This is a genomic window from Pseudoalteromonas sp. SWYJZ19 (assembly GCF_015864375.1).
In the GTDB taxonomy this organism is placed as follows: Bacteria; Pseudomonadota; Gammaproteobacteria; order Enterobacterales; family Alteromonadaceae; genus Pseudoalteromonas; species Pseudoalteromonas arctica.
The window spans coordinates 19,148-40,375 of sequence record NZ_JADYXI010000006.1; the positions used below are offsets into that span (position 1 = coordinate 19,148).

At 38.4% G+C, this 21,228-nt stretch carries 22 protein-coding genes and 1 tRNA gene; 14 read left to right on the forward strand and 9 right to left on the reverse strand.

Translation table 11 applies throughout. From position 1 onward, the window contains the following. Positions 1-7 precede the first annotated feature (7 nt). From I6F45_RS07580 to I6F45_RS07605, 6 genes are all read right to left on the reverse strand, one after another. Complete coding sequence (locus tag I6F45_RS07580) at positions 8-1,363, reverse strand: sodium-dependent transporter (protein ID WP_165739754.1); 1,356 nt, start codon at positions 1,361-1,363, stop codon at positions 8-10. A 204-nt stretch (positions 1,364-1,567) separates the two neighbouring features. Continuing rightward, a complete protein-coding gene (locus tag I6F45_RS07585; protein ID WP_101216201.1) occupies positions 1,568-2,860 on the reverse strand; it encodes a sensor histidine kinase in 1,293 nt (430 codons plus the stop codon). A gap of 19 nt (positions 2,861-2,879) precedes the next feature. Further along, entirely contained in the window at positions 2,880-3,584 is a 705-nt protein-coding gene (locus I6F45_RS07590) for a response regulator transcription factor (protein WP_024590954.1), read from the reverse strand. Between the two features lie 25 nt (positions 3,585-3,609). After that, on the reverse strand, positions 3,610-3,993 hold the full coding sequence (locus I6F45_RS07595) for a DUF3019 domain-containing protein (RefSeq protein ID WP_007586617.1): 384 nt from the start codon (positions 3,991-3,993) through the stop codon (positions 3,610-3,612). Further along, on the reverse strand, positions 3,983-4,765 hold the full coding sequence (locus tag I6F45_RS07600) for a MipA/OmpV family protein (protein ID WP_010553867.1): 783 nt from the start codon (positions 4,763-4,765) through the stop codon (positions 3,983-3,985). The genes I6F45_RS07595 and I6F45_RS07600 overlap by 11 nt, the downstream gene beginning before the upstream one ends. A gap of 429 nt (positions 4,766-5,194) precedes the next feature. Continuing rightward, a complete protein-coding gene (locus tag I6F45_RS07605; protein ID WP_007586622.1) occupies positions 5,195-5,998 on the reverse strand; it encodes a hypothetical protein in 804 nt (267 codons plus the stop codon). Positions 5,999-6,111: 113 nt separating this feature from the next. On the opposite strand from I6F45_RS07605, the gene I6F45_RS07610 reads away from it, so the two are divergent. Together I6F45_RS07610 and I6F45_RS07615 are read left to right on the forward strand one after the other, a co-directional pair. Next, positions 6,112-7,266 (forward strand): serine hydrolase domain-containing protein, encoded by a 1,155-nt coding sequence (locus I6F45_RS07610; protein WP_197118713.1) that lies wholly within the window; start codon positions 6,112-6,114, stop codon positions 7,264-7,266. Next, positions 7,263-7,766, forward strand: a complete 504-nt coding sequence (locus tag I6F45_RS07615) for a SixA phosphatase family protein (RefSeq protein ID WP_165728722.1) — start codon at positions 7,263-7,265, stop codon at positions 7,764-7,766. Before I6F45_RS07610 ends, I6F45_RS07615 begins: the two co-directional genes overlap by 4 nt. Before the next feature lie 80 nt (positions 7,767-7,846). Here I6F45_RS07615 and yhbY read toward each other — a convergent pair whose 3' ends face one another. Beyond that, on the reverse strand, positions 7,847-8,143 hold the full coding sequence (gene yhbY / locus I6F45_RS07620) for a ribosome assembly RNA-binding protein YhbY (RefSeq protein WP_002963153.1): 297 nt from the start codon (positions 8,141-8,143) through the stop codon (positions 7,847-7,849). Positions 8,144-8,231: 88 nt separating this feature from the next. On the opposite strand from yhbY, the gene rlmE reads away from it, so the two are divergent. The 8 genes from rlmE (at position 8,232) to I6F45_RS07660 (ending at position 16,310) form a co-directional block, all read left to right on the forward strand. Next, positions 8,232-8,861, forward strand: coding sequence for a 23S rRNA (uridine(2552)-2'-O)-methyltransferase RlmE (rlmE, locus tag I6F45_RS07625; RefSeq protein WP_007586629.1), 630 nt, complete (start codon positions 8,232-8,234; stop codon positions 8,859-8,861). A gap of 66 nt (positions 8,862-8,927) precedes the next feature. Continuing rightward, entirely contained in the window at positions 8,928-10,871 is a 1,944-nt protein-coding gene (ftsH, locus tag I6F45_RS07630) for an ATP-dependent zinc metalloprotease FtsH (RefSeq protein ID WP_231609128.1), read from the forward strand. A gap of 78 nt (positions 10,872-10,949) precedes the next feature. Beyond that, a complete protein-coding gene (gene folP / locus I6F45_RS07635; protein WP_010553862.1) occupies positions 10,950-11,798 on the forward strand; it encodes a dihydropteroate synthase in 849 nt (282 codons plus the stop codon). Beyond that, a complete protein-coding gene (gene glmM / locus I6F45_RS07640; protein ID WP_197160116.1) occupies positions 11,795-13,144 on the forward strand; it encodes a phosphoglucosamine mutase in 1,350 nt (449 codons plus the stop codon). Before folP ends, glmM begins: the two co-directional genes overlap by 4 nt. Before the next feature lie 71 nt (positions 13,145-13,215). Continuing rightward, complete coding sequence (gene tpiA, locus I6F45_RS07645; protein ID WP_007586641.1) at positions 13,216-13,965, forward strand: triose-phosphate isomerase; 750 nt, start codon at positions 13,216-13,218, stop codon at positions 13,963-13,965. Position 13,966: 1 nt separating this feature from the next. Next, positions 13,967-14,320: a preprotein translocase subunit SecG gene (secG, locus tag I6F45_RS07650; RefSeq protein WP_002962769.1), complete on the forward strand. Its 354-nt coding sequence runs from the start codon at positions 13,967-13,969 to the stop codon at positions 14,318-14,320. 81 nt (positions 14,321-14,401) lie between these two features. Then, a tRNA-Leu gene (locus tag I6F45_RS07655) sits at positions 14,402-14,486 on the forward strand. Positions 14,487-14,684: 198 nt separating this feature from the next. Then, positions 14,685-16,310, forward strand: a complete 1,626-nt coding sequence (locus tag I6F45_RS07660) for a methyl-accepting chemotaxis protein (RefSeq protein WP_024590962.1) — start codon at positions 14,685-14,687, stop codon at positions 16,308-16,310. Between the two features lie 441 nt (positions 16,311-16,751). Here the strand turns inward: I6F45_RS07660 and I6F45_RS07665 are convergent, their stop codons facing one another. After that, on the reverse strand, positions 16,752-17,159 hold the full coding sequence (locus I6F45_RS07665; protein ID WP_024594050.1) for a phosphate ABC transporter substrate-binding protein: 408 nt from the start codon (positions 17,157-17,159) through the stop codon (positions 16,752-16,754). 12 nt (positions 17,160-17,171) lie between these two features. Beyond that, on the reverse strand, positions 17,172-18,302 hold the full coding sequence (locus tag I6F45_RS07670) for a porin (RefSeq protein ID WP_165728728.1): 1,131 nt from the start codon (positions 18,300-18,302) through the stop codon (positions 17,172-17,174). Positions 18,303-18,756: 454 nt separating this feature from the next. On the opposite strand from I6F45_RS07670, the gene I6F45_RS07675 reads away from it, so the two are divergent. The 4 genes from I6F45_RS07675 (at position 18,757) to I6F45_RS07690 (ending at position 21,228) form a co-directional block, all read left to right on the forward strand. Beyond that, positions 18,757-19,227, forward strand: a complete 471-nt coding sequence (locus I6F45_RS07675) for a hypothetical protein (RefSeq protein WP_024594052.1) — start codon at positions 18,757-18,759, stop codon at positions 19,225-19,227. A gap of 53 nt (positions 19,228-19,280) precedes the next feature. Next, on the forward strand, positions 19,281-19,757 hold the full coding sequence (locus tag I6F45_RS07680) for a hypothetical protein (protein WP_024594053.1): 477 nt from the start codon (positions 19,281-19,283) through the stop codon (positions 19,755-19,757). A gap of 56 nt (positions 19,758-19,813) precedes the next feature. Beyond that, complete coding sequence (locus I6F45_RS07685) at positions 19,814-20,512, forward strand: molecular chaperone (protein WP_197160118.1); 699 nt, start codon at positions 19,814-19,816, stop codon at positions 20,510-20,512. Between the two features lie 74 nt (positions 20,513-20,586). Beyond that, the gene (locus I6F45_RS07690; protein WP_231609639.1) at positions 20,587-21,228 is read left to right on the forward strand and encodes a hypothetical protein; all 642 of its coding nucleotides are present in this window, start codon (positions 20,587-20,589) and stop codon (positions 21,226-21,228) included.

Sequence of the window (21,228 nt, forward strand, 5' to 3'; positions counted from 1 at the left end):
GTATTATTTAGCTCAAGAGTGAGTGTAAAAACACCATACCAATAGCAAGTGGACACACAAACTTGGTATACCAAGGCCATATTTTCCAAAACAATGTGTTATGGACCTCAGGATTACCTTCTTTAATTGCTTTAAGTAATGAGCTTCTGTACCAAATCCAGCCTACAAATATACAACACATCAGGCCAAGCAAAGGTTGAGCTACTTTTGTAGTTAAAGTAATCACTAAGCCAAATAAGCTGCTAAGGTTACACACAATTATAATGCTAACGATAGCAATTAAAGCTCCAATCAACCAGGTTGCCTGAACGCGTTTCATCCCAAAGCGTTCTACAGTGTATGATACTGGCGCCTCTAACATTGAAATAGATGACGTTAAAGCGGCAATACTCATTAACGCAAAAAATGAAAAGCCCACAAATAAGCCAACTTCGCCCATTCCATCAAATAAAGCAGGGAGTACCTGAAATACTAACGTATCTTCAGAGAGTAATTTACCTGTTGAGGCCGAGAATATTTCAACGCCTTGAGCTTGCGCTACATACATAGCCGGAATAATCAGTAAACCCGCTACAAAGGCTATAAATACATCAATAAGGGTTACATAGGCACCTAAAGAAACAAGATTTTCTTTTTTGCTGATGTACGAGCCGTAAATAATCATTACGCTAGTACCTAGCGATAAAGAGAAAAAAGCTTGTCCTAGTGCGCTAACTAATAGTTTTGCGTCAAAAATAGACGAAAAATCAGGAACTAAGTAAGCCTTTAAACCTTCCATTGCGCCATCTTGGGTCATTACATAAGCAATAAGTGCAAATAAAATCCCCAAAAGAGCGGGCATTAAACGTTTTGACCATTTTTCAATACCGTTCTCAACGCCTCTACTGATAATAGCGACAGTTAGTACGATAAAGACGAGAGTGAATATAATGTTTCGGGTAAGTGATTGCTCGCTTAACCATGTAGATGCTGTGTTGGCACCAACTAAAGTGGCTATGGGTTCAGCTGTAGCGCTGAGCATCCAACCAGCAACAATGGCGTAAAAACTTAATATAAAGCCAGCACATAAAATACCGCCAAAACCAACAATAAAGGCAAAGTGTTTTTGCCATGGCTTATTAGATATTTTTTGAAGTGATGAAACCGCATTTGCTTGGCCATGACGACCAATCATAAGTTCAGCCATTAAAGCGGGGTAGGCTAAAAAGAACGCAAGCACTAAATATGCGACTAAAAATGCAGCACCGCCATTACTTGCTGTTTGTGTAGGGAATCCCCAAATATTGCCCAAACCAACGGCAGAACCCGCGGCGGCCATAATAAAACCAAAGCGAGAGCTGAACTCGCCTCTAACTGCGCTCATATTATTGTACTTCTCTATTGTGTGACGGCGGTGACAATCTACTGGAAATGTTAAAAAATAAAAAGTGCTTATTTGCTGATCTAGCACAATTTAATAAGTAAAGTGTGTGTTATAACCATCGATTTTAATTGTTGTTATCGAGTCGTTTAAAATAACGAGTTGATTTTGTTTAATAATTGTTAATTACAGTCTGTAACTATTGCTTTACGAATTATGATGCTGTGCAATAGTGAAAGTAAAACACGCACCACCTAGCTGGGTACTTTTACTTACTTTAACACTGCCATGATGCCAGTCGGCTACTTTTTCAACAATAGCTAGACCAAGGCCGTAACTTTTATCAGCTCTGTTACGGTGATCTTCTTCCCTAAAAAATGGGCTAAATACATTACTAAAATTTTCTCGAGCGATACCCGGGCCGTCATCTTCTACCGTTATTATAAGCTGTTGCTCGTGTAACTTTGCGCTCAGGTAAATATGTTGGCTTGCAAAATCACATGCGTTAGTTAATAAGTTAGTAATTGCGCGAGCAAGCCAGTGAAGATCTGCATTTATTATTTTATCTGTACTATTGAGCTGTACGTTAAGCATTTGCATTTCAAGTTTTGGTGCAAGTTGAACTAAAATATCTTCAAGGTAGGACTTAATGTTTGTTGATGAATAGGTCAGCTTATTAGCATTTTGTTCTAAAGTAGCAAAAGCTAAATAGCTACTAAGCATCGATTCCATATGGTCTAAATCATTTTCCATACGGGTTAAATACTGTTTTACTTTTTGCTCATCATGGCTATCTAATGCCGCATCTAAACCAAATCGCAGGCACGCGATAGGGGTGCGTATATCATGAGATAAACTTGAAGCCATTAGTTTATTTTCAGCGACAAGTTTCTCTATTTGGCTGGCCATGCGGTTAAAGGTAAGCTCTACGTCTTTTATGTAAGTAAAATGCGATACTTTTATTCGGGCTTGAACATTACCAGAGGCAAACTTTTTAGCGGCTTCATTTAACACGGTTAATCGTTTAGCTAAGGGCGCAATAATAAACCCCATAAATACACATAAGCCTGCGTAAAAGAGTAAGGTTAATATAATGTCGTTATGTTGCTCGCTATCAAAAATTTTATCTAAACGCATTGATAAGTGAAAAGGATTTAAAACAGCGCTGCTATAAAGCATATAAAAGCCTTGCTGATCTTCTAAAATCAGCCCACCCGGCGTATGCATTTGTAATAATAAAGAAGGCGGTAAAGCAAGTGATTCATTAGGTTTATAATCAATTAAAACATCAAATTCTAGCGCCAGTTGTTTTACATAATCGCTGCGCTCAGATGTGGGTATGTTAGCTAATTGCTTGCTAAAACCCATAATCATTTTACTTTGCTGACTAAATTCATCCTGTGGGGTATGCGCTTGTTGACTAAAAGCATCAATAAGCCAGCCCAATACCACAATAGATAAAAGTGCACTGCCTAAAAGCGATATATAAAACTTTTTCATTTATTTATTCATCACTTTATTACCACGCAGTAGAAACAAGTAAATATCCACGGCCCCAAATAGTTTTAATTTTTTCAGGGTTTTGTGGATCATCATTAAACTTTTTACGAAGTGCAGAAATAAGTACATCAACACTTCTATCAAGCCCATCGTATTCTCTGCCTTTGGTTGCTTTAAATACAGCGTCACGCGAGACCACTTGGCCTGCATTGCTCGCAAGGTAATGAAGCAGTAAATACTCAGCACTTGATATGTTTACGTCTTGCTTGTTGAGTTTTACATTTCTAGATTCGGTATCAATACTAAGCGTACCAACATTAATAACACTCTCGTTAACGTGTGGGGTATTTGGCTCATTGTTTTGGCGAAGGGCTGCTTTTATACGCGCTAGCAATGCACGAGGGCGCACAGGTTTCATTATGTAGTCGCTTGCACCTACTTCTAGACCAATGACCTCATCCATTTCTTCATCGCGTGCGGTGAGCATTATGATGGGCGAATTATAAAAACTACGAAGTTCTCTACACACGCTTATACCATCTTGCCCTGGAAGCATAATATCAAGGAGCACGATATTTGGATTTAACGTTTTGACTTGGCTAATTACTTCGTCACCTCTGTGACAAACATGCGTTGTGTAGCCTTGCTCTGTTAAGTATTCAGCAACCCATTGAGCAAGTGATACATCGTCTTCAACGAGTAAAATAGTGCCATAGTTATCCATGAAAATATCCTTAATGCGATTGGTATTAAAATAGTCGCCAGCGGCGCTTTTTTTGCCTGTTTTGATATACCCATTGAAGCTTTACTTCGGCAATACTAATTATTTTAGAGGTATTGCTGTCAAATAGTTCAAATGAAATACTTTGCTGTGAATCAAATGCATAATTAAAGGTACCGCTCTGTTGCTTGAGCCAACATTGCATTATGTACTTTGAGGTGGCGTCACGTAGGCAGTAATTACCAATGATAGGTTGCTCCCACGTTAGCGTTACGTCAGCGTAGCAATTTCGCCCTTCGCGCAATGCAACGCAGGTGTCTGGAACTGCTATAAGTGCTTCAGGAGGTTCCTGAGCTTTAACAGTAAAAGTACTGGGGAAGATCAGTAATACACAGATCCATCTAAAATACATAACGTAGGCCTACCTTGGCTTTGTGTTGATATCCTTGGGAAATAATTGGACTGTCGTCAATCTCTTTTGAAAACCATGTGGTAAGCCAGCCGGATAAAAACACCCAATCTTGGCTTATTGGGTACTCAGCATGGAACTCAAAAATAATACTAGTACTGGCATTGCTGCTATAAATCGGGCGAAGGCTGGTGGCTTCATCGCTATCAATGCCAAAGTAATAATTGGTAAAGTCAGCAGAGTAGGCGCTTAAACCAACACCAGATCTAAACTCCCAGTTTCGCCATGGTAAAATGTGACTAAAAAAGCTGTTTATAACCCAGCCATTGTGCGCGCCAGATACATCATGAAGGTATTCAAAAGAGAATTGAGAATTTTCAAATCGACGAGAAAGTCGAAGGCCGACGTCAAAGTCGTAATTACGTTTTTTTATACCTTGGAGTTCTTTTATAACACCATGGTTATAGAATCCGAGGCCTTTTTCGTCAAATCCAGCTTGAGTATTTGTGCCTAATATATCTAGGCCCCAATCAAATTTATCTATAAGACTGTAGCCTATTACAAGGCCGCCACTGAGTTGATTGTGATCGAAATCAAGGTAAAATTTATCGTAGGAAACAGCAAGACTTAAGTCGAGCTCAACGCCTTTATCGTAAGACTCAATGCCGACAAGGTAAGAATCTTCAATATAAAAGCCCGCACCAGCACTCCAATCCCACGCAAAGCCTTGGGTTGGCTCTAACGTATTATCTGCATAATAGCGGTTACTTGCCATACTCGACGTGCTAAAAATGCAGCAAAAAAGCAGTGTTATGCTCAGTAAAGTATGGTTAAGCAAAGCGTTTCTCATCCCTTAGGGCCTAATTATTATTTGTTATTAAGCGTAGTATATTGTTAATTCGTTCCTTTAATCTGTAAAAAAATGTAGTAAGTGTTAGGTCTGTTGATCTTTCAAGGTTAAATTTGCAGCAGTCTGTTTGGTATTTAGGTAAGGCAGAGCCTATGCAGTGTGGCTATTCCCCATAAATGGGCGATAACGTAGCATTAATGCCAAACAGGCGCTGCCCAAAGGGTTCTTCCTAGGGGCTATTTACTCTTTGTTGCTCGGTTTTGACTTAGCCCACTAGGTTACAAATCTCGCGCCGCGATTAAATAGCCCCTAGTTTGAACAAATTTTAATCCGTAAAGATCAACAGACCCTAATTTACTGAACTTTAATTTTATCGATTAATATACTACTCAAGTAAAACTGCATCATAGGTGTTAATGCACTTACTTCTGTTCTATTACATGGACCGCTAAGTTTGGTAAGGCTAGATAGTTTTGACAACGTTTTGTACTGAGGTATTTGAATATCTTTGCCAAGTCTTTCAATTCGGGCCTCGTCAGTGTTTTGCTGATGAATAAAAGCGACAACCTCAAGCTCATTTGTTATTTTTTGCTCTTCGGTGAAATTGTAAATTAGTGGTTCACGATGAAAACTTGCACTGTCGATTGAAGATTTAGCAAACCAAACAACATCACCCGATGACTTGTGCGTGAGACGCATACTAACTTGTGCAAATATTGCAGCGCACTGTTGTGTTGGGTATTGCTGGGCAACATTTGAATATAAAGTAAATGGCTTCTCTGGTTGCTTTATTGCGTACTTAGTATCATCTGTGAAAGTTAAATCGAGTTGCTGAATAGTCAGTGTGTAGTCACTGTTATTTTTAGTTGTTACTTTTAGTTGTTTATCGTTCAGTGCTTGGCTAATTTGCGATAGAAGTTTATCGGTTACGCTTGCCTTATCGGTAATGATTTTTACTGTTTGGTTTCTAACTACTTTATGTGCAGGAAGTTGAACCGATTTAACTTTTGGAGATGAGTGCTCTGTAGTGTACTCAAGTTGATAGGTCTGACTTTTTAATGTTGGCTTTAATGGCATAGCCAGTGGTTCGGCCGGTTGCTTTGTAATAGCACAACCAGTTGATAATAAAATAAAAAGTGACACAACTAAAAAACGCATAAGTACTAAACACTCGCTTAAAACCAAATAATCGTCGTATTGTACGTTAGTACAAACAAAACTTCATGATATTATCTGCGCAGATGTAGTTAAAAAGATAAATTTTATAAAAAATGAAGTATCTCAACTCTTTATCGTATTGCCTATCTGCTTTGTGTTTGCTGTTTAGTTCTGTGGGTTTTGCAGCAAAAGCGGATCCTGATTGGGATGCATTTGTAAAAAAGTACGGCCGTTACGCACAAAAAAAATTAAAAAGTAAAGGTATACCCGGTGCAGCGCTTTCGATTGTAAATATAAACAATTCAGACTACATCCACACCATGGGCGTAACTAAATCACGAAATGGACAAAAAGTTAATAAGCATACTCGGTTTAGACTCGCGTCTGTTTCGAAGACATTTGCAGGCTCGTTATCAGCTAAATTGGCTGCTAACGGCCTACTGGAATTAGATAAGCCTGTTAGCGAATACATAACTGATTTTAAAGGGACTGTTTATCAAGATGATTTAAAGGTGTTTCATCTTTTAAGCCATTCAAGTGGATTAGTTCCTAATGCATACGACAATTTAATTGAATCTCGTATGGATTACCCAGGTATTGTTGAAAAGCTGCTTAGCGTCAAACCAATTTGCAAACCCGGCGAATGTTATGGCTATCAAAACGTTATGTTTAGTCTTATAGGCGATGTGATATTACAAAGCACCGATAAAAGTTACGGACAGTGGTTACGAGAAGCTATTTTTGAGCCATTAAAAATGAGTGATGCGAGCTTAGGTTTTGAACAAATGGTGCATGACAATAATTATGCTCTACCTCATGTGCGGGGTAAAAAACGCTGGTATAGCGCTAAGCTTAAAAAAAATTATTATAAAGTGGGACCTGCAGCTGGTGTGAACGCTAGCGCAAGTGATATGGCTATTTGGTTAAGAGCGCAGCTGGGCCAATATCCTGATGTTTTGTCATTGGATACTCTAGCAAAACAAACACGCCCTTATACACATACAAAAAAAGAAATGCATCGCAGGGTATGGAAAAAACACCTCAATGAAGCCTATTACGGATTAGGCTGGCGCGTTTATAACTATGCTGATGAAACACTTTACTATCATAGTGGCTGGGTGCAAGGTTATAGAAGTGATGTGATTGTATTTCCTCACTTAAATATTGGTTTTAGCTTAATAGTTAATGCTGAAACCGGCGTAATCAATGAGCTAACGACTGAATTTATCGACAGGCTATTAGAATACAAACGAGGTAAAAAAATATGAATAATAAAATAATATTAGCAATCACTTTTTTAATCATGTCATTCAATTGTAGTTTAGTGTTTGCAGCACCTGATGAGATATATTTGTTTCGTCATAGCGAAAAGTTAACGGGTAAAAATCCAGCGCTTTCAGAAGAGGGGAAGGCACGTGCAAATAATTTAGTTACGTTGTTTAAAGAACATCAAAATATACATCTTTTTAGCAGCAACTATAAACGCACGTTGCAAACAGCCGCACCTTTGCAGGCACATTTTAATACCAAAATAAATGTGTATAACGCAGGTAAGCTAAGTGATTTAAAAAATGAGTTACTAAAACTAAAAGGTGTAGTTGTTGTTATTGGGCACAGTAATACAACACCGCAACTAGCCGAGCTACTTTCGAATGAAAAAGTGCCAGCAATGAGTGAAACACAATTTTCTCAGTACTTTATATTGAATAAGAAGCGCAGTAGTAATGGTAGCGAATATGATGTAACCCATCATAAAATGAGTTTTTGATTTAAAATGTTAAATAATAAAAAACCAGCATTAAGCTGGTTTTTTTAATTTAAACGCACTAAATCCTTTAACAGGAATAATTAGTTACGCGGTAAATGTATTTTTTTCTCAACGCTTTGACGATAAAGCACAATAGTGTGACCTATCGTTTGTAGCTTAGTCGCACCAGTTTCACGTACGATTGCTTCAAAAATTAATGCTTTTGTTTCACGATCGTCAGTTGGAACTTTAACTTTGATTAATTCGTGAATTTCTAATGCACTTTGAATTTCTACTACTACGCCTTCGGTTAAACCGTTAGAACCTAGTAAAACTACAGGCTTAAGGCTATGTGCCTGACCTTTTAAAAACTGCTTTTGTTTGTTTGATAATGTCATGTTTATACAAATTTTGCTGAATATGGCTTGAATTAAGGGTATTCTAACGCCATCTAGAGAATATTACTAATTAGTTGCGTGTTAATTTATGACAAATAAAAAACAGTCAGCCAGTTCACAGCGATGGCTGAAAGAACATTTTGATGATAAATATGTTCAAGAAGCGCAAAAAAAAGGCTGGCGTTCCCGAGCGGTTTTTAAATTAGATGAAGTACAAAATAGAGATAAAATACTTCGTCCAGGTATGACAGTTGTTGATTTAGGGGCGGCTCCAGGAAGTTGGTCTCAATATTTGGCTGAAAAAGTAGGTGACAAAGGCCAAGTGATCGCGTGTGATATATTGCCGATGGATTCACTTGCGGGTGTTGACTTCTTACAAGGTGACTTTCGTGAGGAGGCTGTATTAAATGCGTTGTTAAAACGTATTGATGGTAAAAATGTTGATGTGGTACTCTCTGACATGGCACCAAATATGAGTGGCAATAACTCAGTAGATCAAGCGGGTAGTATGTATTTGGTAGAACTTGCGCTGGATATGTGTAGTCAAGTACTAAAGAAAAATGGCGCATTTATTGTTAAAGTTTTCCAAGGAGAAGGCTTTGATCAATACTTGCAAGATGTACGTAATAGTTTTAAAGCAGTGAAAATACGCAAACCTGATGCCTCACGTGCCCGTTCTCGGGAAGTATATATAGTAGCGACTGGATACAAACTGTAGTACAGTTGCTTGGCGTTTAGTTGAATTTAAATTAATTGGATACAAGAGGTTAACCCCTTGAGCGATATGGCGAAAAATTTAATACTATGGCTGGTGATTGCAGTTGTGCTGATGTCAGTCTTTCAGAGCTTTAATGGCGGCGAGCAAGTTGATCGTCAAACAAGTTACACTCAATTTGTAAAAGATGTCCGCAGTGGCTCTTTACAAGAAGTTATTATCGACCGCGGTACAGGAAATATTACTGGTACTAAGAGCAGTGGTGAGCGTTTTCAAACAACGATGCCAATGTACGATGAAGACTTAATAAATGATTTACTTAAAAATGATGTAAATGTGAAGGGTGTACAACCTGAAGAACAATCATTCTTAGCAAGTATATTTATTTCTTGGTTCCCGATGATACTGCTTATAGGTGTATGGATATTCTTCATGCGTCAAATGCAAGGCGGCGGCGGTAAAGGCGCTATGTCATTTGGTAAGAGTAAAGCTCGCTTAATGAGTGAAGATCAAATTAAAACAACGTTTGCTGATGTTGCAGGTTGTGATGAAGCGAAAGAAGATGTTACTGAGCTGGTAGACTTTTTACGAGATCCTTCTAAGTTTCAAAAACTTGGCGGTAGTATTCCTAAAGGTGTACTAATGGTTGGTCCTCCAGGTACCGGTAAAACGTTACTTGCGAAGGCTGTTGCTGGTGAAGCTAAAGTGCCATTTTTTACAATTTCTGGTTCAGATTTTGTTGAAATGTTTGTGGGTGTTGGTGCGTCACGTGTACGAGACATGTTTGAGCAAGCTAAAAAAGCGGCGCCTTGTATTATCTTTATAGATGAGATTGACGCTGTTGGTCGTAAACGTGGTGCTGGTATGGGCGGCGGTAACGACGAACGTGAGCAAACACTTAACCAAATGCTAGTAGAAATGGATGGTTTTGGTGGTAACGAAGGTATTATTGTTATCGCAGCAACTAACCGACCAGATGTACTAGACCCTGCATTACTTCGCCCAGGTCGTTTTGACCGTCAAGTTGAAGTAGGTTTACCTGATATTCGTGGTCGTGAGCAAATACTTAAAGTACACATGCGTAAAGTGCCATTAGGCGATAACGTAGAAGCTGCTCTTATAGCACGTGGTACTCCAGGTTTCTCTGGCGCGGATTTAGCTAACTTAGTAAACGAAGCTGCACTTTATGCAGCGCGTGGTAATAAACGTGTTGTAAGTATGGCTGAATTTGACGCTGCTAAAGATAAAATCATGATGGGCGCAGAGCGCAAGACCATGGTGATGAGCGAGCAAGAAAAAGCAATGACAGCGTACCATGAAGCTGGCCATGCTATTGTTGGTCGTATGGTGCCAGAACATGATCCAGTTTATAAAGTATCTATTATTCCACGTGGCCGTGCGCTGGGTGTAACAATGTACTTGCCTGAGCAAGATCGTGTTAGTCATTCAAAAGAGCTTTTAGAATCAATGATTTCTAGCCTTTATGGTGGCCGTATTGCTGAAGCGCTTATTTACGGCGCAGATAAAGTAACAACGGGTGCAAGTAATGACATTGAACGAGCTACAGATATAGCGCGTAAAATGGTTACACATTGGGGTTTAAGTGAAAAACTAGGTCCGTTACTTTACGCTGAAGATCAGAACGAAATGTATATGGGTGGTGGCGGTAGTCGTTCATCTAGCATGTCGGACGACACGGCAAAAGTAATTGATGCAGAGGTTCGATTACTTTCAGATCGTAACTATCAAAGAGCAGAAGAAATATTAAAAGAAAATATTGATATTCTTCACTCAATGAAAGATGCGTTAATGAAATACGAAACTATTGATGCTAAGCAAATTGATGATTTAATGGCACGCCAACCAGTACGTGAACCGCGTGATGCACATGACCGTCATGAAGCTAAACCGGTAAAAGCGGAAGAACCTCAAGAACCAGTTGCTGATGAAAATCAAAAGACTGATGATTCATCAAAAAAAGATGAAACAAACCTTGATGACAAAGCTGAATAATCGTTAAAATAGTAATGAAAGCCCCGAACTTCGGGGCTTTTTTGTATCAGCTATTTAGAAAAAGAATAAAGGTTGGCAATGACTAACATATTAAAGCTTCCGAGAGGGCGTACGCTTAATCTTGAAAAGCCCGTTATTATGGGAATACTAAATGTAACGCCGGATTCATTTTCTGATGGTGGGCAGTTTTTAGATCCCAAAATAGCGCTAAAGCGCGCAATGCAATTATTAGATGACGGTGCGACAATTTTAGATATAGGGGGAGAATCTACTCGCCCAGGCGCGCCAGATGTTAGCTTAGAAGATGAACTTGCTCGAGTAATCCCCGCTATTAAAGCGATACGTCAGCACAGTGATTGCGTTATTTCAATTGATACCAGTAAAGCACAAGTAATGGAACAAGCAATACTTGCAGGGGCAGATATAGTCAATGATGTTAGAGCTTTGCAAGAAATAGACGCCTTAGAAACGGTTGCGCAGTATGAAGATGTAGCAATTTGTTTAATGCATATGCAAGGGCAGCCCCGGAGCATGCAATCGTCACCTCATTACGATAATTTGTTTGCAGATATAAGTATGTTTTTTAGTGAACGTATTAAAGCATGTGAAACAGCTGGGATTAAGTTTGAACGACTTATTCTAGACCCAGGTTTTGGATTTGGAAAAACGCTTAGTCATAACTATCAAATATTGGCTAAGTTTGATGATTTTAATAAATTAGGTTTGCCATTATTGGCCGGATTATCTCGTAAATCGATGATAGGTAATTTATTAAACAGAAATACAAATGAACGGTTAGCGGGCAGCTTAGCGGGTGCGTTAATCGCAGCGCAAAATGGCGCAAAAATTATTCGTGTACATGACGTAAAAGAAACCGCAGATGTACTTGGTGTATATCAAGCCTGCGAACAAGGAATTTCACAATGAAAGAAAGAAAATATTTTGGCACCGATGGCGTGCGTGGACTTGTAGGCGCTGCTCCAATAAACCCTGAATTTGCAATGAAGCTAGGCTGGGCTGCTGGGCGTGTATTATCGCAAAGTGGTACTAAAAAAGTAATTATTGGTAAAGATACGCGTATTTCGGGCTATATGCTTGAAACCGCACTTGAGGCTGGTTTAATTGCTGCTGGTATTGATGTTGTATTATTGGGTCCTATGCCTACACCTGCCGTTGCTTATTTAGCGCAAACATTTCGTGCTGAGGCAGGTATTGTAATTAGTGCCTCACATAATCCGTATTACGATAACGGTATTAAGTTTTTCAATGGTCAAGGCTTAAAGCTTGATGATGCAGTAGAGCTTGAAATTGAAGCGATGCTTGATGAGCAAATGACATGTGTTGCTTCAGATAAATTAGGCAAAGCATCGCGTTTAGTCAGTGCGGATGGCCGCTATATAGAGTTTTGTAAGAGCCAGTTCCCGCAAGGCCTGTCTTTAGAAGGTCTTAAAATTGTTGTCGATTGTGCAAATGGCGCAACTTATCATATTGCACCTTCTGTTATGCGTGAACTTGGCGCAGAAGTAATAACACATGCGTGTGAGCCTAACGGCGTTAATATCAACCATGAATGTGGCGCTACTCACGTAGATACCCTTAAACGTAAAGTGCTTGAACTTAAAGCCGACGTAGGTATTGCATACGATGGTGATGGTGACCGCGTGATGATGGTTGATCATAATGGCCGTGTATTTGATGGTGATGATCTGGTTTATATTATTGCTTGCCAAGCAGCCCAAGATGATAATTTGGGTGGCGGTGTAGTTGGCACTGTTATGTCTAACATGGGCCTTGAAAATGCTTTAAAAGCAAAAGGTATCGAGTTTGCTCGCAGTAAAGTAGGGGATCGCTATGTTATGGAGTTACTACAGCAAAAAGGCTGGAAAATTGGCGGTGAAAGCTCTGGCCATGTACTAAATCTAGATTTAATTAGCACGGGTGATGGTATTATTTCAAGCTTACAAGTACTTGCTGCTATGGTTGCGCAAAATCGTACATTGCAAGACTTAGGTGCTGGTTTTACCAAGTATCCAATGAAGATGATTAATGTGCGTTATACCGCTGGAACTGACCCTACAAAAGCACCTGAAGTACTTTCAGCTGTTGCAGAAGTAGAGCTTGCTTTAGGCGATAAAGGCCGTGTTTTACTGCGCAAATCAGGCACTGAACCTGTGGTTCGTGTTATGGTTGAAGCCGAGCAAGAAAGGATTGTAATCGACAGCGCTCAAAAAATTGCAGCTGTTGTAGAATCTATGAGCAAACAAACTGATTAATAACAATAATCTCTTGTAACTTTGGGCGAGAAAAGTTAATATCTCGCCCGCTTTCTAATGTGGAGTGGATAATGGCAATACGCAAGGCGATGGTCGCAGGCAACTGGAAAATGAATGGCTCTTTAGAGTTAGTTAAACAAATGTCTGACGCTATTAACGATGTAAAATCACAAGAGATGGACATTGTTTTATTTCCTCCATTCCCACTTGTACCAGCAATGGTAGCTAGCGGTGTTTCTACAGGAGCTCAAACTGTTTCTGAAAATACACCTGGCGCATTTACTGGTGAAGTTGATGCGCAGCTTATAAAAGATTTAGGTGCAACTTACGTACTCGTTGGTCATTCTGAACGCCGCAGTATTTATAACGAAAGTAATGCAACAGTCGCTGAAAAGTTTGCTAGAGCACAGCAAGTTGGGTTAACACCAATATTATGTGTAGGCGAGAGCGAAAGTGAGCAAGAAAACGGCCAAACCGAACAAGTAGTTGCTGCACAAATTGATGCAGTAATAGAGAAATTAGGTGTAGCAGCACTGAAAGATTCTGTGATAGCATACGAGCCCGTTTGGGCCATAGGCACAGGTAAGACTGCATCGCCAGAGCAGGCACAAACTGTTCATAAATTTATCCGTGACAAAATTGCATCACTTGATAGCAATTTAGCACAAGGGCTTACCATCTTATATGGTGGTAGCGTTAATGAAAAAAATAGCGAATTATTATTTGCACAAACAGATATAGATGGCGGCTTAATTGGCGGCGCAAGTCTAAAAGCAGAATCTTTTACTGCAATCTGTAACAGTGCAAAAGGGACTGTATAAGATGTACGAAATTTTATTAGTAGTTTATTTAGTTGTGGCTTTGGCTCTAGTTGGAATGGTTTTAATTCAACAAGGTAAAGGCGCAGATATGGGTTCTTCATTTGGCGCTGGTGCATCAGGCACAGTTTTTGGTTCGTCAGGTGCAGGTAACTTTATGACAAAAACAACCACAAGCTTAGCAACGGTATTTTTTGTATTAAGCATTGTGTTAGGAAACCTAACTGCTGGTCAAATTAAAAAGACTGACGAATGGGAAAACCTAGAAGCAGCTCCAGCAGTAGAAACAGTGGTTCCTGTTGAAGAAGATGTTCCAGTAACATCTACTAAAGAGCAAAGCTCTGACGTACCAAACTAATTTAGCGTAAAGCTATCGTTAAACGATTTATAGTCCTCAAATAAATCACATGTTTAACAATTAAGCGAAAGCTTAAAAAATGCGGATGTGGTGGAATTGGTAGACACGCCACCTTGAGGGGGTGGTGCTTTAGGGCATGGGGGTTCAAGTCCCCCCATCCGCACCAAATTTAGAAACCAGTAGCAGTGATGTTACTGGTTTTTTTGTATCTGTAATTTATTGTGATTGTTTTATGAGCGATGTGTGTTTATTGTTAAATAATTCTTCTATTTGTTAGAAAAAACTAGAAATATTACAAATTTAGCTCACACTTATAGATATCAAGCCGATAATAGATATAGACAATAAAATAAGGTAGCACAGTATGGCTTCAGGCTTCTCTTTTCAAAACCTAAGCATAACAAAAAAAATACATGCAATAACATGCATTGCCGTAGTGGCTTTCATAGTGATCGTATTGATAAACTATTTAGCTATGAATGATAATAAGGTTTCTCTCGATGAAATGAGTAACTCATCGTATAAAGTTGTAAAAATAACGTCGCAAAATGTAGGGCTTTTAGAAAAACTTGATGAACTTTATACCCAAGCGGTTACGTTTGGTGAGCAAGATCTTATAGTTAAAGCAGACGAGGTATATCAAACATTAGAGTCTAATATTACCTTAATAACGCAACTTAATAACTCCTACATTAATAACGATATTATTAATGAGTTGTCAGATTATGAAAAAATATCCTCAAGTATTGCTACAGGTATGGTTAACGGTACTGCTGATTTTAGTAAGATTCAGCAACAAGCGCAGCTTAAAACAAGTTTATATGGATCTGTCTTAGAAAGTTTTAAAGGCGCTCAACAAAAAGCGGATAATCGTTTTTTTGAACTGGTTGCCAACACTAAAGCGCGCTCTGATGAAGCATTAACTCTAATGTTAGCTGTATCCATTATTTCATTAATTTTATTATTGTTTATGGCTATTTGGATTGCTAAGAATATAGGTTCATCTGCGAGTGATGCAGCTAACAACCTTAGTTTATTAGCAAGCGGCAATGGTTCTTTAAGCACACAGCTATCTGTTAACTCAGAAGACGAAATTGGCCAAGTCTCTATTAATTTTAACGCATTTATTTCCTTACTAAGAGAAACAGTTCTTGAAGTTATTGCTGTATGTGAGCCTTTAATGGAAAACTCAACACGATTAGTTCAAGGTATGGAACAAGCTGAGCGTGCTACAACAAAGCAAACCACTGATGCTGAAATTGTTAAGCAATCTATGGAAGAAATGAAACAGAGTGTTGGTGATATATCAGAATCTGCAGCTAACGCTTCTCACGCTGCTGAAACGGCCGAGAAAGAAGTTGAACAAAGTCGTACACAAGTACAGATGTCAGTTACCGCTTCTCGTACGCTCAGTGATGAAATTAATCGAGCTGCAGGGACTATTAATAAGCTTGCGGACGATACAAAAAATGTATCGCAGATTTTGAATGTAATTACGTCTATTGCAGATCAGACAAACTTACTCGCTCTTAATGCTGCTATTGAAGCTGCACGAGCAGGTGAACATGGAAGAGGCTTTGCTGTAGTGGCAGATGAGGTTCGTGAACTGGCTTCTCGCACTGCACATTCTACTAATGAAATACGTGAACTATTGGGATCATTAACGACTGCCGCAAATGAATCTGTAGCTGCTATGACTTCAGCACGTGATATGGCAACAGATAATGCTACAGCCGCAGAAAAAACAGGTATTTCAATAGAGAAAATCGCAGAGCAAATGTTAGAAATTAATGGTATGAATTCGCAAATAGCAGCAGCAACTGAAGAACAAACATCCGTTGCAGCTATGGTAGTAGATAATGTGTCAAATATGCATGTATCGTTCGAAGATACTATGGACTCACTACTTGCTGTACGCGACGTAGCCAAAAACCTACATTACCTATCTGATAACCTATTAGATGCAACCGCTAAGTTTAGAATCGAGTAAAGCTTAGTACTGAGCCAGTATAAAAATCAACCCTAGGGTTGATGCCAGTTAGTTAACCGCTGACTGGCTTTTTTGTTTGGATATCTGGTTTGACATACCTAGTATATGTCCACTCCCGCTTTATTAGTAATATGTGATGCTCTACTTTAGCTTACTATTACTCTATTTATTTAGGGATACTCCCTGAGTTCTCAATAAACATAGTCTGAATTAAATTAATAATATTAATTGCACAGTTCGCAACACTCAGCTGACAGAAGTCTTCTGAATTGGATGCGTAACTATTGGCTAGAAAAAGTGTTGTAGTGGGCTGCAAAAAAAGGCCTCTGAATAAATTCAGAAGCCTTCATAAACGAACCAGAAGGTCGGTTTATTGATTAGTTAAATATTTATTAACCTATCAGTATTAACCTGTAGGTGGTTTTTATATCAATTTCACTGCTAAAAGGTAGCAATTACTTTTACTTTATCGGTCACTTTAGCGCTATCAACATAGCCAATAGCATCGTTATTAGCAGCAACAAAATCAATAACAGCTTGGTCAGTTGTTAGTTTTTCAGGCGGGGTGCCTTTACCTGTAAATACAAGCTTTGACCAATATGCATTTAACTGACTGCTAGACTTACCTACTACTTTGTCGTTAAATTCATCAGCTACAGATGTACCATCTTGATTTATAGGATTAACTTTATCGCCATTACTAAATGACTTACTTTTTCCCAGATAAATCTTTTTTATTGTGTCAGCATCTACTGTGCTAGCATTGCTTGGATTAATAATCACAGCAACTTCTGCAAATACATTAATTGAGCACAATGAAAGTGCACTTACTAAAATTAATTTTTTCATCATAAGCTCCAATTAAAAGACAAGATCTACACCAACAGCTACAACATCCGTCTCTGTATCGGTTATATCATCTTCAAAACGACTAAAGTCGATTTTGAAAGCAGCGGAAGGGTGAAAATCATAACGTGCACCAATTGTGTATACGTTACTTTGTGCACGAAGACCTTCAAGAGCACCATTTACAGCCGAGTTTAAGGTTGGTATTGACTCAATGGTATTAAAACGTGATGAGTCATGTTTGTCATCATTGTCTTCATAAGTAAAATGAACAATTACACTGTCAATACGGTAACCAACTGATGCGTAATACTGTGACTGTTCTGGCAGTATACTGTCTTCAACCTCAAATTGTGTATATTCGGCATCAAACAAAAAGTTTTCATAATCAACAGAAAAACCAACGCCAACGAAACTCGTTTTATCTTCTTCAGTGATTAGGTCATTCGCAGTATTAGTTAAGCCACTATCAGACAATACACTTACGAGACCAATTAGGCCGCTATCCTCTGATGAAATGCTAGTGTCGGCCACAATGTATGCAGCTCGCGCACTGAACCAGTCGTATGATAGACTCCAGTTTATACCGGCTAAATTATTTAATTCAGCAGGTAATTCTGTTCCAAATACGTCAATATCACCATCGAATGCACCATAAAAGCCTTGAAGCGTAGAATCCCAATCACCTAATTGAGAGCTGTAAACTACACTAACTCCTTCATAAGTTGAAAATGGGATACCGTATACTGATTTTGGCGGACGTACCCAGCGATAAGCATAACCTACATCCAAGAAATCAGAATACTTGTAAAAAGGAACACGCATTTTACCAGCGCTAAATTGCAGTTCATCGCTGTATTCATAAGTAATGTATGCCCATTCGAATGTAGCGTCAAAGTCATCCTCTCCACGCGCAATAATTTGAGCCGTAGCTGTTAGCTTTTCATGTAGGTCTGCAGATAATTGTAAAGCGAATTTACTCTCATTTTTAAAAGAGATATCGTCATCATAGCCGTACAAAGTACTGTCACTATCCAGACTTTTACCACCGACAATTGATGCAAAACCATTAATTCTTACCTCAGCACTAGCATAGCTAGATGCTAAAACTGCACATACAGCCACTGCTACAGATAGCTTTTTCATATGTTGTTCCTATTTGTTATTTAAATGTTGATTTCTTTATTAGTATAAGTGCATAACGAGTATTTATCTAATAAACAGAACTGTTTAAGGTTTTTATTTTATTTTTAGTCAATATTATTTTGTTTTTTAATTAATCAGGTGCGAATGTTTGTGTTTAAAAATGTTTAGTACTGGGGTTGGATATAAAATATACGCCTGGTGATTTTTGTTTATAACGTCTTAATGTAACTTACAAGCCGTAAGTATTGTATTTACTACCATATAGATTTGTTAACATTTAATTATAAGTGTTTTACATAAGTTATTTAGTTTAAATGTTTATATTTTATATTGTTACATAGTCGAAATTATCAATAAGTAAAGCTAATCATAAGCAAATAACAACTTTCTAAACTGCAATTTTATCATAGTATCAGTCCTGTCTTAGCGAGGTCGGTCAAAGGAGATGGCGCGGATGAAGAAGGTAATATGGTTTTTATTATGTTTCTTTGCAATGAATGCATACAGTAACGATGAAGTAAGTTTAACTCTGGTAGGTCATATTTCACCAGTGTGCGGCTTTACTACTCAAAATAACAACCTTCAGTTTTCTTCAGATGGCCTTGCGAGTACAAAGCTAGTGATTAATTGTAATTCACCTATGCGAGTATCAATGCAATCTGAAAATGGTGGCCTGCGCCATCAGCAAAGTACTCAAATAAATGCTTATAACATTAATTGGTCAATAGAGGGGGTTTCAAGCGACGTTTCTGCAACAGCACTTGAGCTCAAATCTATGTACAATTTTGATGTTGATAAGATTTTATTTAACAGCGTAGCTAAATTACAGTTAAAACTAGATGAGCCTTTAATTTATGCCGGAAGTTACCAGGATGTGCTTCGCATAGAAATGACACCATCGGTTGTATCTGGTGGAGTTTGGTAAAACACTAACTATTAAATATAAACAAATATGTCACATGGATAAGGAATATTAAAATGAAAAAGTTAATCGTGTTATCAGCAATCGCAACTCTAACATCTGGCGCAGCATTTGCTGAAAATCTAAATGTAGGTGGTGCAGTGTCATCGATTTGTGGGGTGAGCAACATTAACACTACACAATTCTTTCAAACATTATCAGATGGTGCAACTAAAAATGTAGGCTTTGATTTGCAGTGTAATGATGTTGATGGTGCAACAATGTCATTAACAACATCTGAAGGGCACTTGCAAAATGCTGACCATGAAGATCGTGGTGTCGGCTACACTGCCAAGTTAACTGCAGGGACATTTGATTTTACGCTTTCGGCTGAGAATGGCCAAAATGATAAATCTGAGTCGCAAAGCCGTGCTGGTTCTCCAACGCTTGCAGCAGGTGGCGTAGCTGGAAATATTTTACTAACTGTAACACAAGCACCCGTTTATGCCGGTACTTATGCAGATACGCTGATGTTGGCAATAACAGCTAACTAATTAGCATAATAAAAGGCAGTAATTACTGCCTTTTAATTTAGCAGGAGGGACTCTATATGCGTTATATCTTTTTAATGATACTTTTACTCAGCTCTTATTCTACACTGGCTTTTCAAGTTAAACCAATGGTCGCAGAGCTTGAATCATCAGGTAGCCAATCACAACAAACAATTCGTATATCTAACCCTTCAGATAGTTCTTTAACTATTGAGATATCAGCTTTTGATTTACTAATTGCACCTAACGGTGATGAAACATTAAAAGCGAATGAAGAAGACTTTTTAATTATTCCCATGACTACAATTATTCCGTCCGGGAAAAGTCAGTCGGTAATTGTTCGATATATTGGGGAACCAATATTAGAAAATTCGAAAGCGTACCGTGTAGCCATTGATCAGGTATCTGTTGATTTAGAGAAAGCGGGGCAGTCAGGCGTTGGTATGTCAGTTAGCTTTAGGACTTTATTTAATGTGGTGCCTAAAGGTGCTGAGGCAAAATTATTAATTAAAAATAAACGCCAAGTAGATACAGAAACATGGAATGTGCTTCTGGAAAATACAGGCAATAAATATATTCGCTTATCGCAGGCACAGTGGCTTATTAAAGGCGGTGATCAAGAGCTATTATTAGAAGGGGCTGAATTGAGTAAAGCACTGACTGGAAAAATTTTATTACCAAAATCTAGCCGTGAGGTCTCAATAAAAATTCCAACAAAATTTAATGCAGCAAGCAGTGATCTTGAGGTCAATTTTTAATGCTGCGGATATGCAGTTACTTTCTTATATATGTAATTGTAATTGCACCGACCTTTGGTGTAGAAGTAACGCCTATGGTGGTTACTTTCTCCCCTGATAGTCGTTCAAGTAACGCTTCTAGCTTGGTTCACAATCAGTTACCAAGAGACATTGCTTTTGATATCCAAATTTACGAAATTGACTTTTCTCAAGGCACGCCTAAATTAATTTCTTTAGATGACTCTCCATTGTGGGTTTTTCCTCCATCGCTATTTTTGCAACCAGGGCAAAGCCAGCAGTTGCAATTTAGATGGTTAGATAAAAAACTTCCTAGTACAGATAAAAGCTATCAAGTTAGTTTGATTGAGCAGCCCATTGCAAACCAGTCTATAAATAAACAGTCACAACTTACGATGTTGTTAAATATAAATTTAATTGTTCATTTGGATCAACCTCGATTAGTTCCTAAACTGACTATAAAAGAGCCTCATGTTGAGGATGGCTTTATCGTCACTGAAGTATTAAATGAAGGAAAAGGGGCAGGACGATTAAGTGATTATGAAATAAAAATCACTAAAAATAAAACCCTGAGCGATCGAATTTTAAAAGATCAATTAAAAGCAAACGGATACGATGTTTTTTTTGCTCCTCATAGCACCAGTGTCATAAAAGTCCCTATGCCACAATCTTTACAGGAAGGAAGTTTAAATCATCTACGTTTAGTGCTGGCTCGCTAG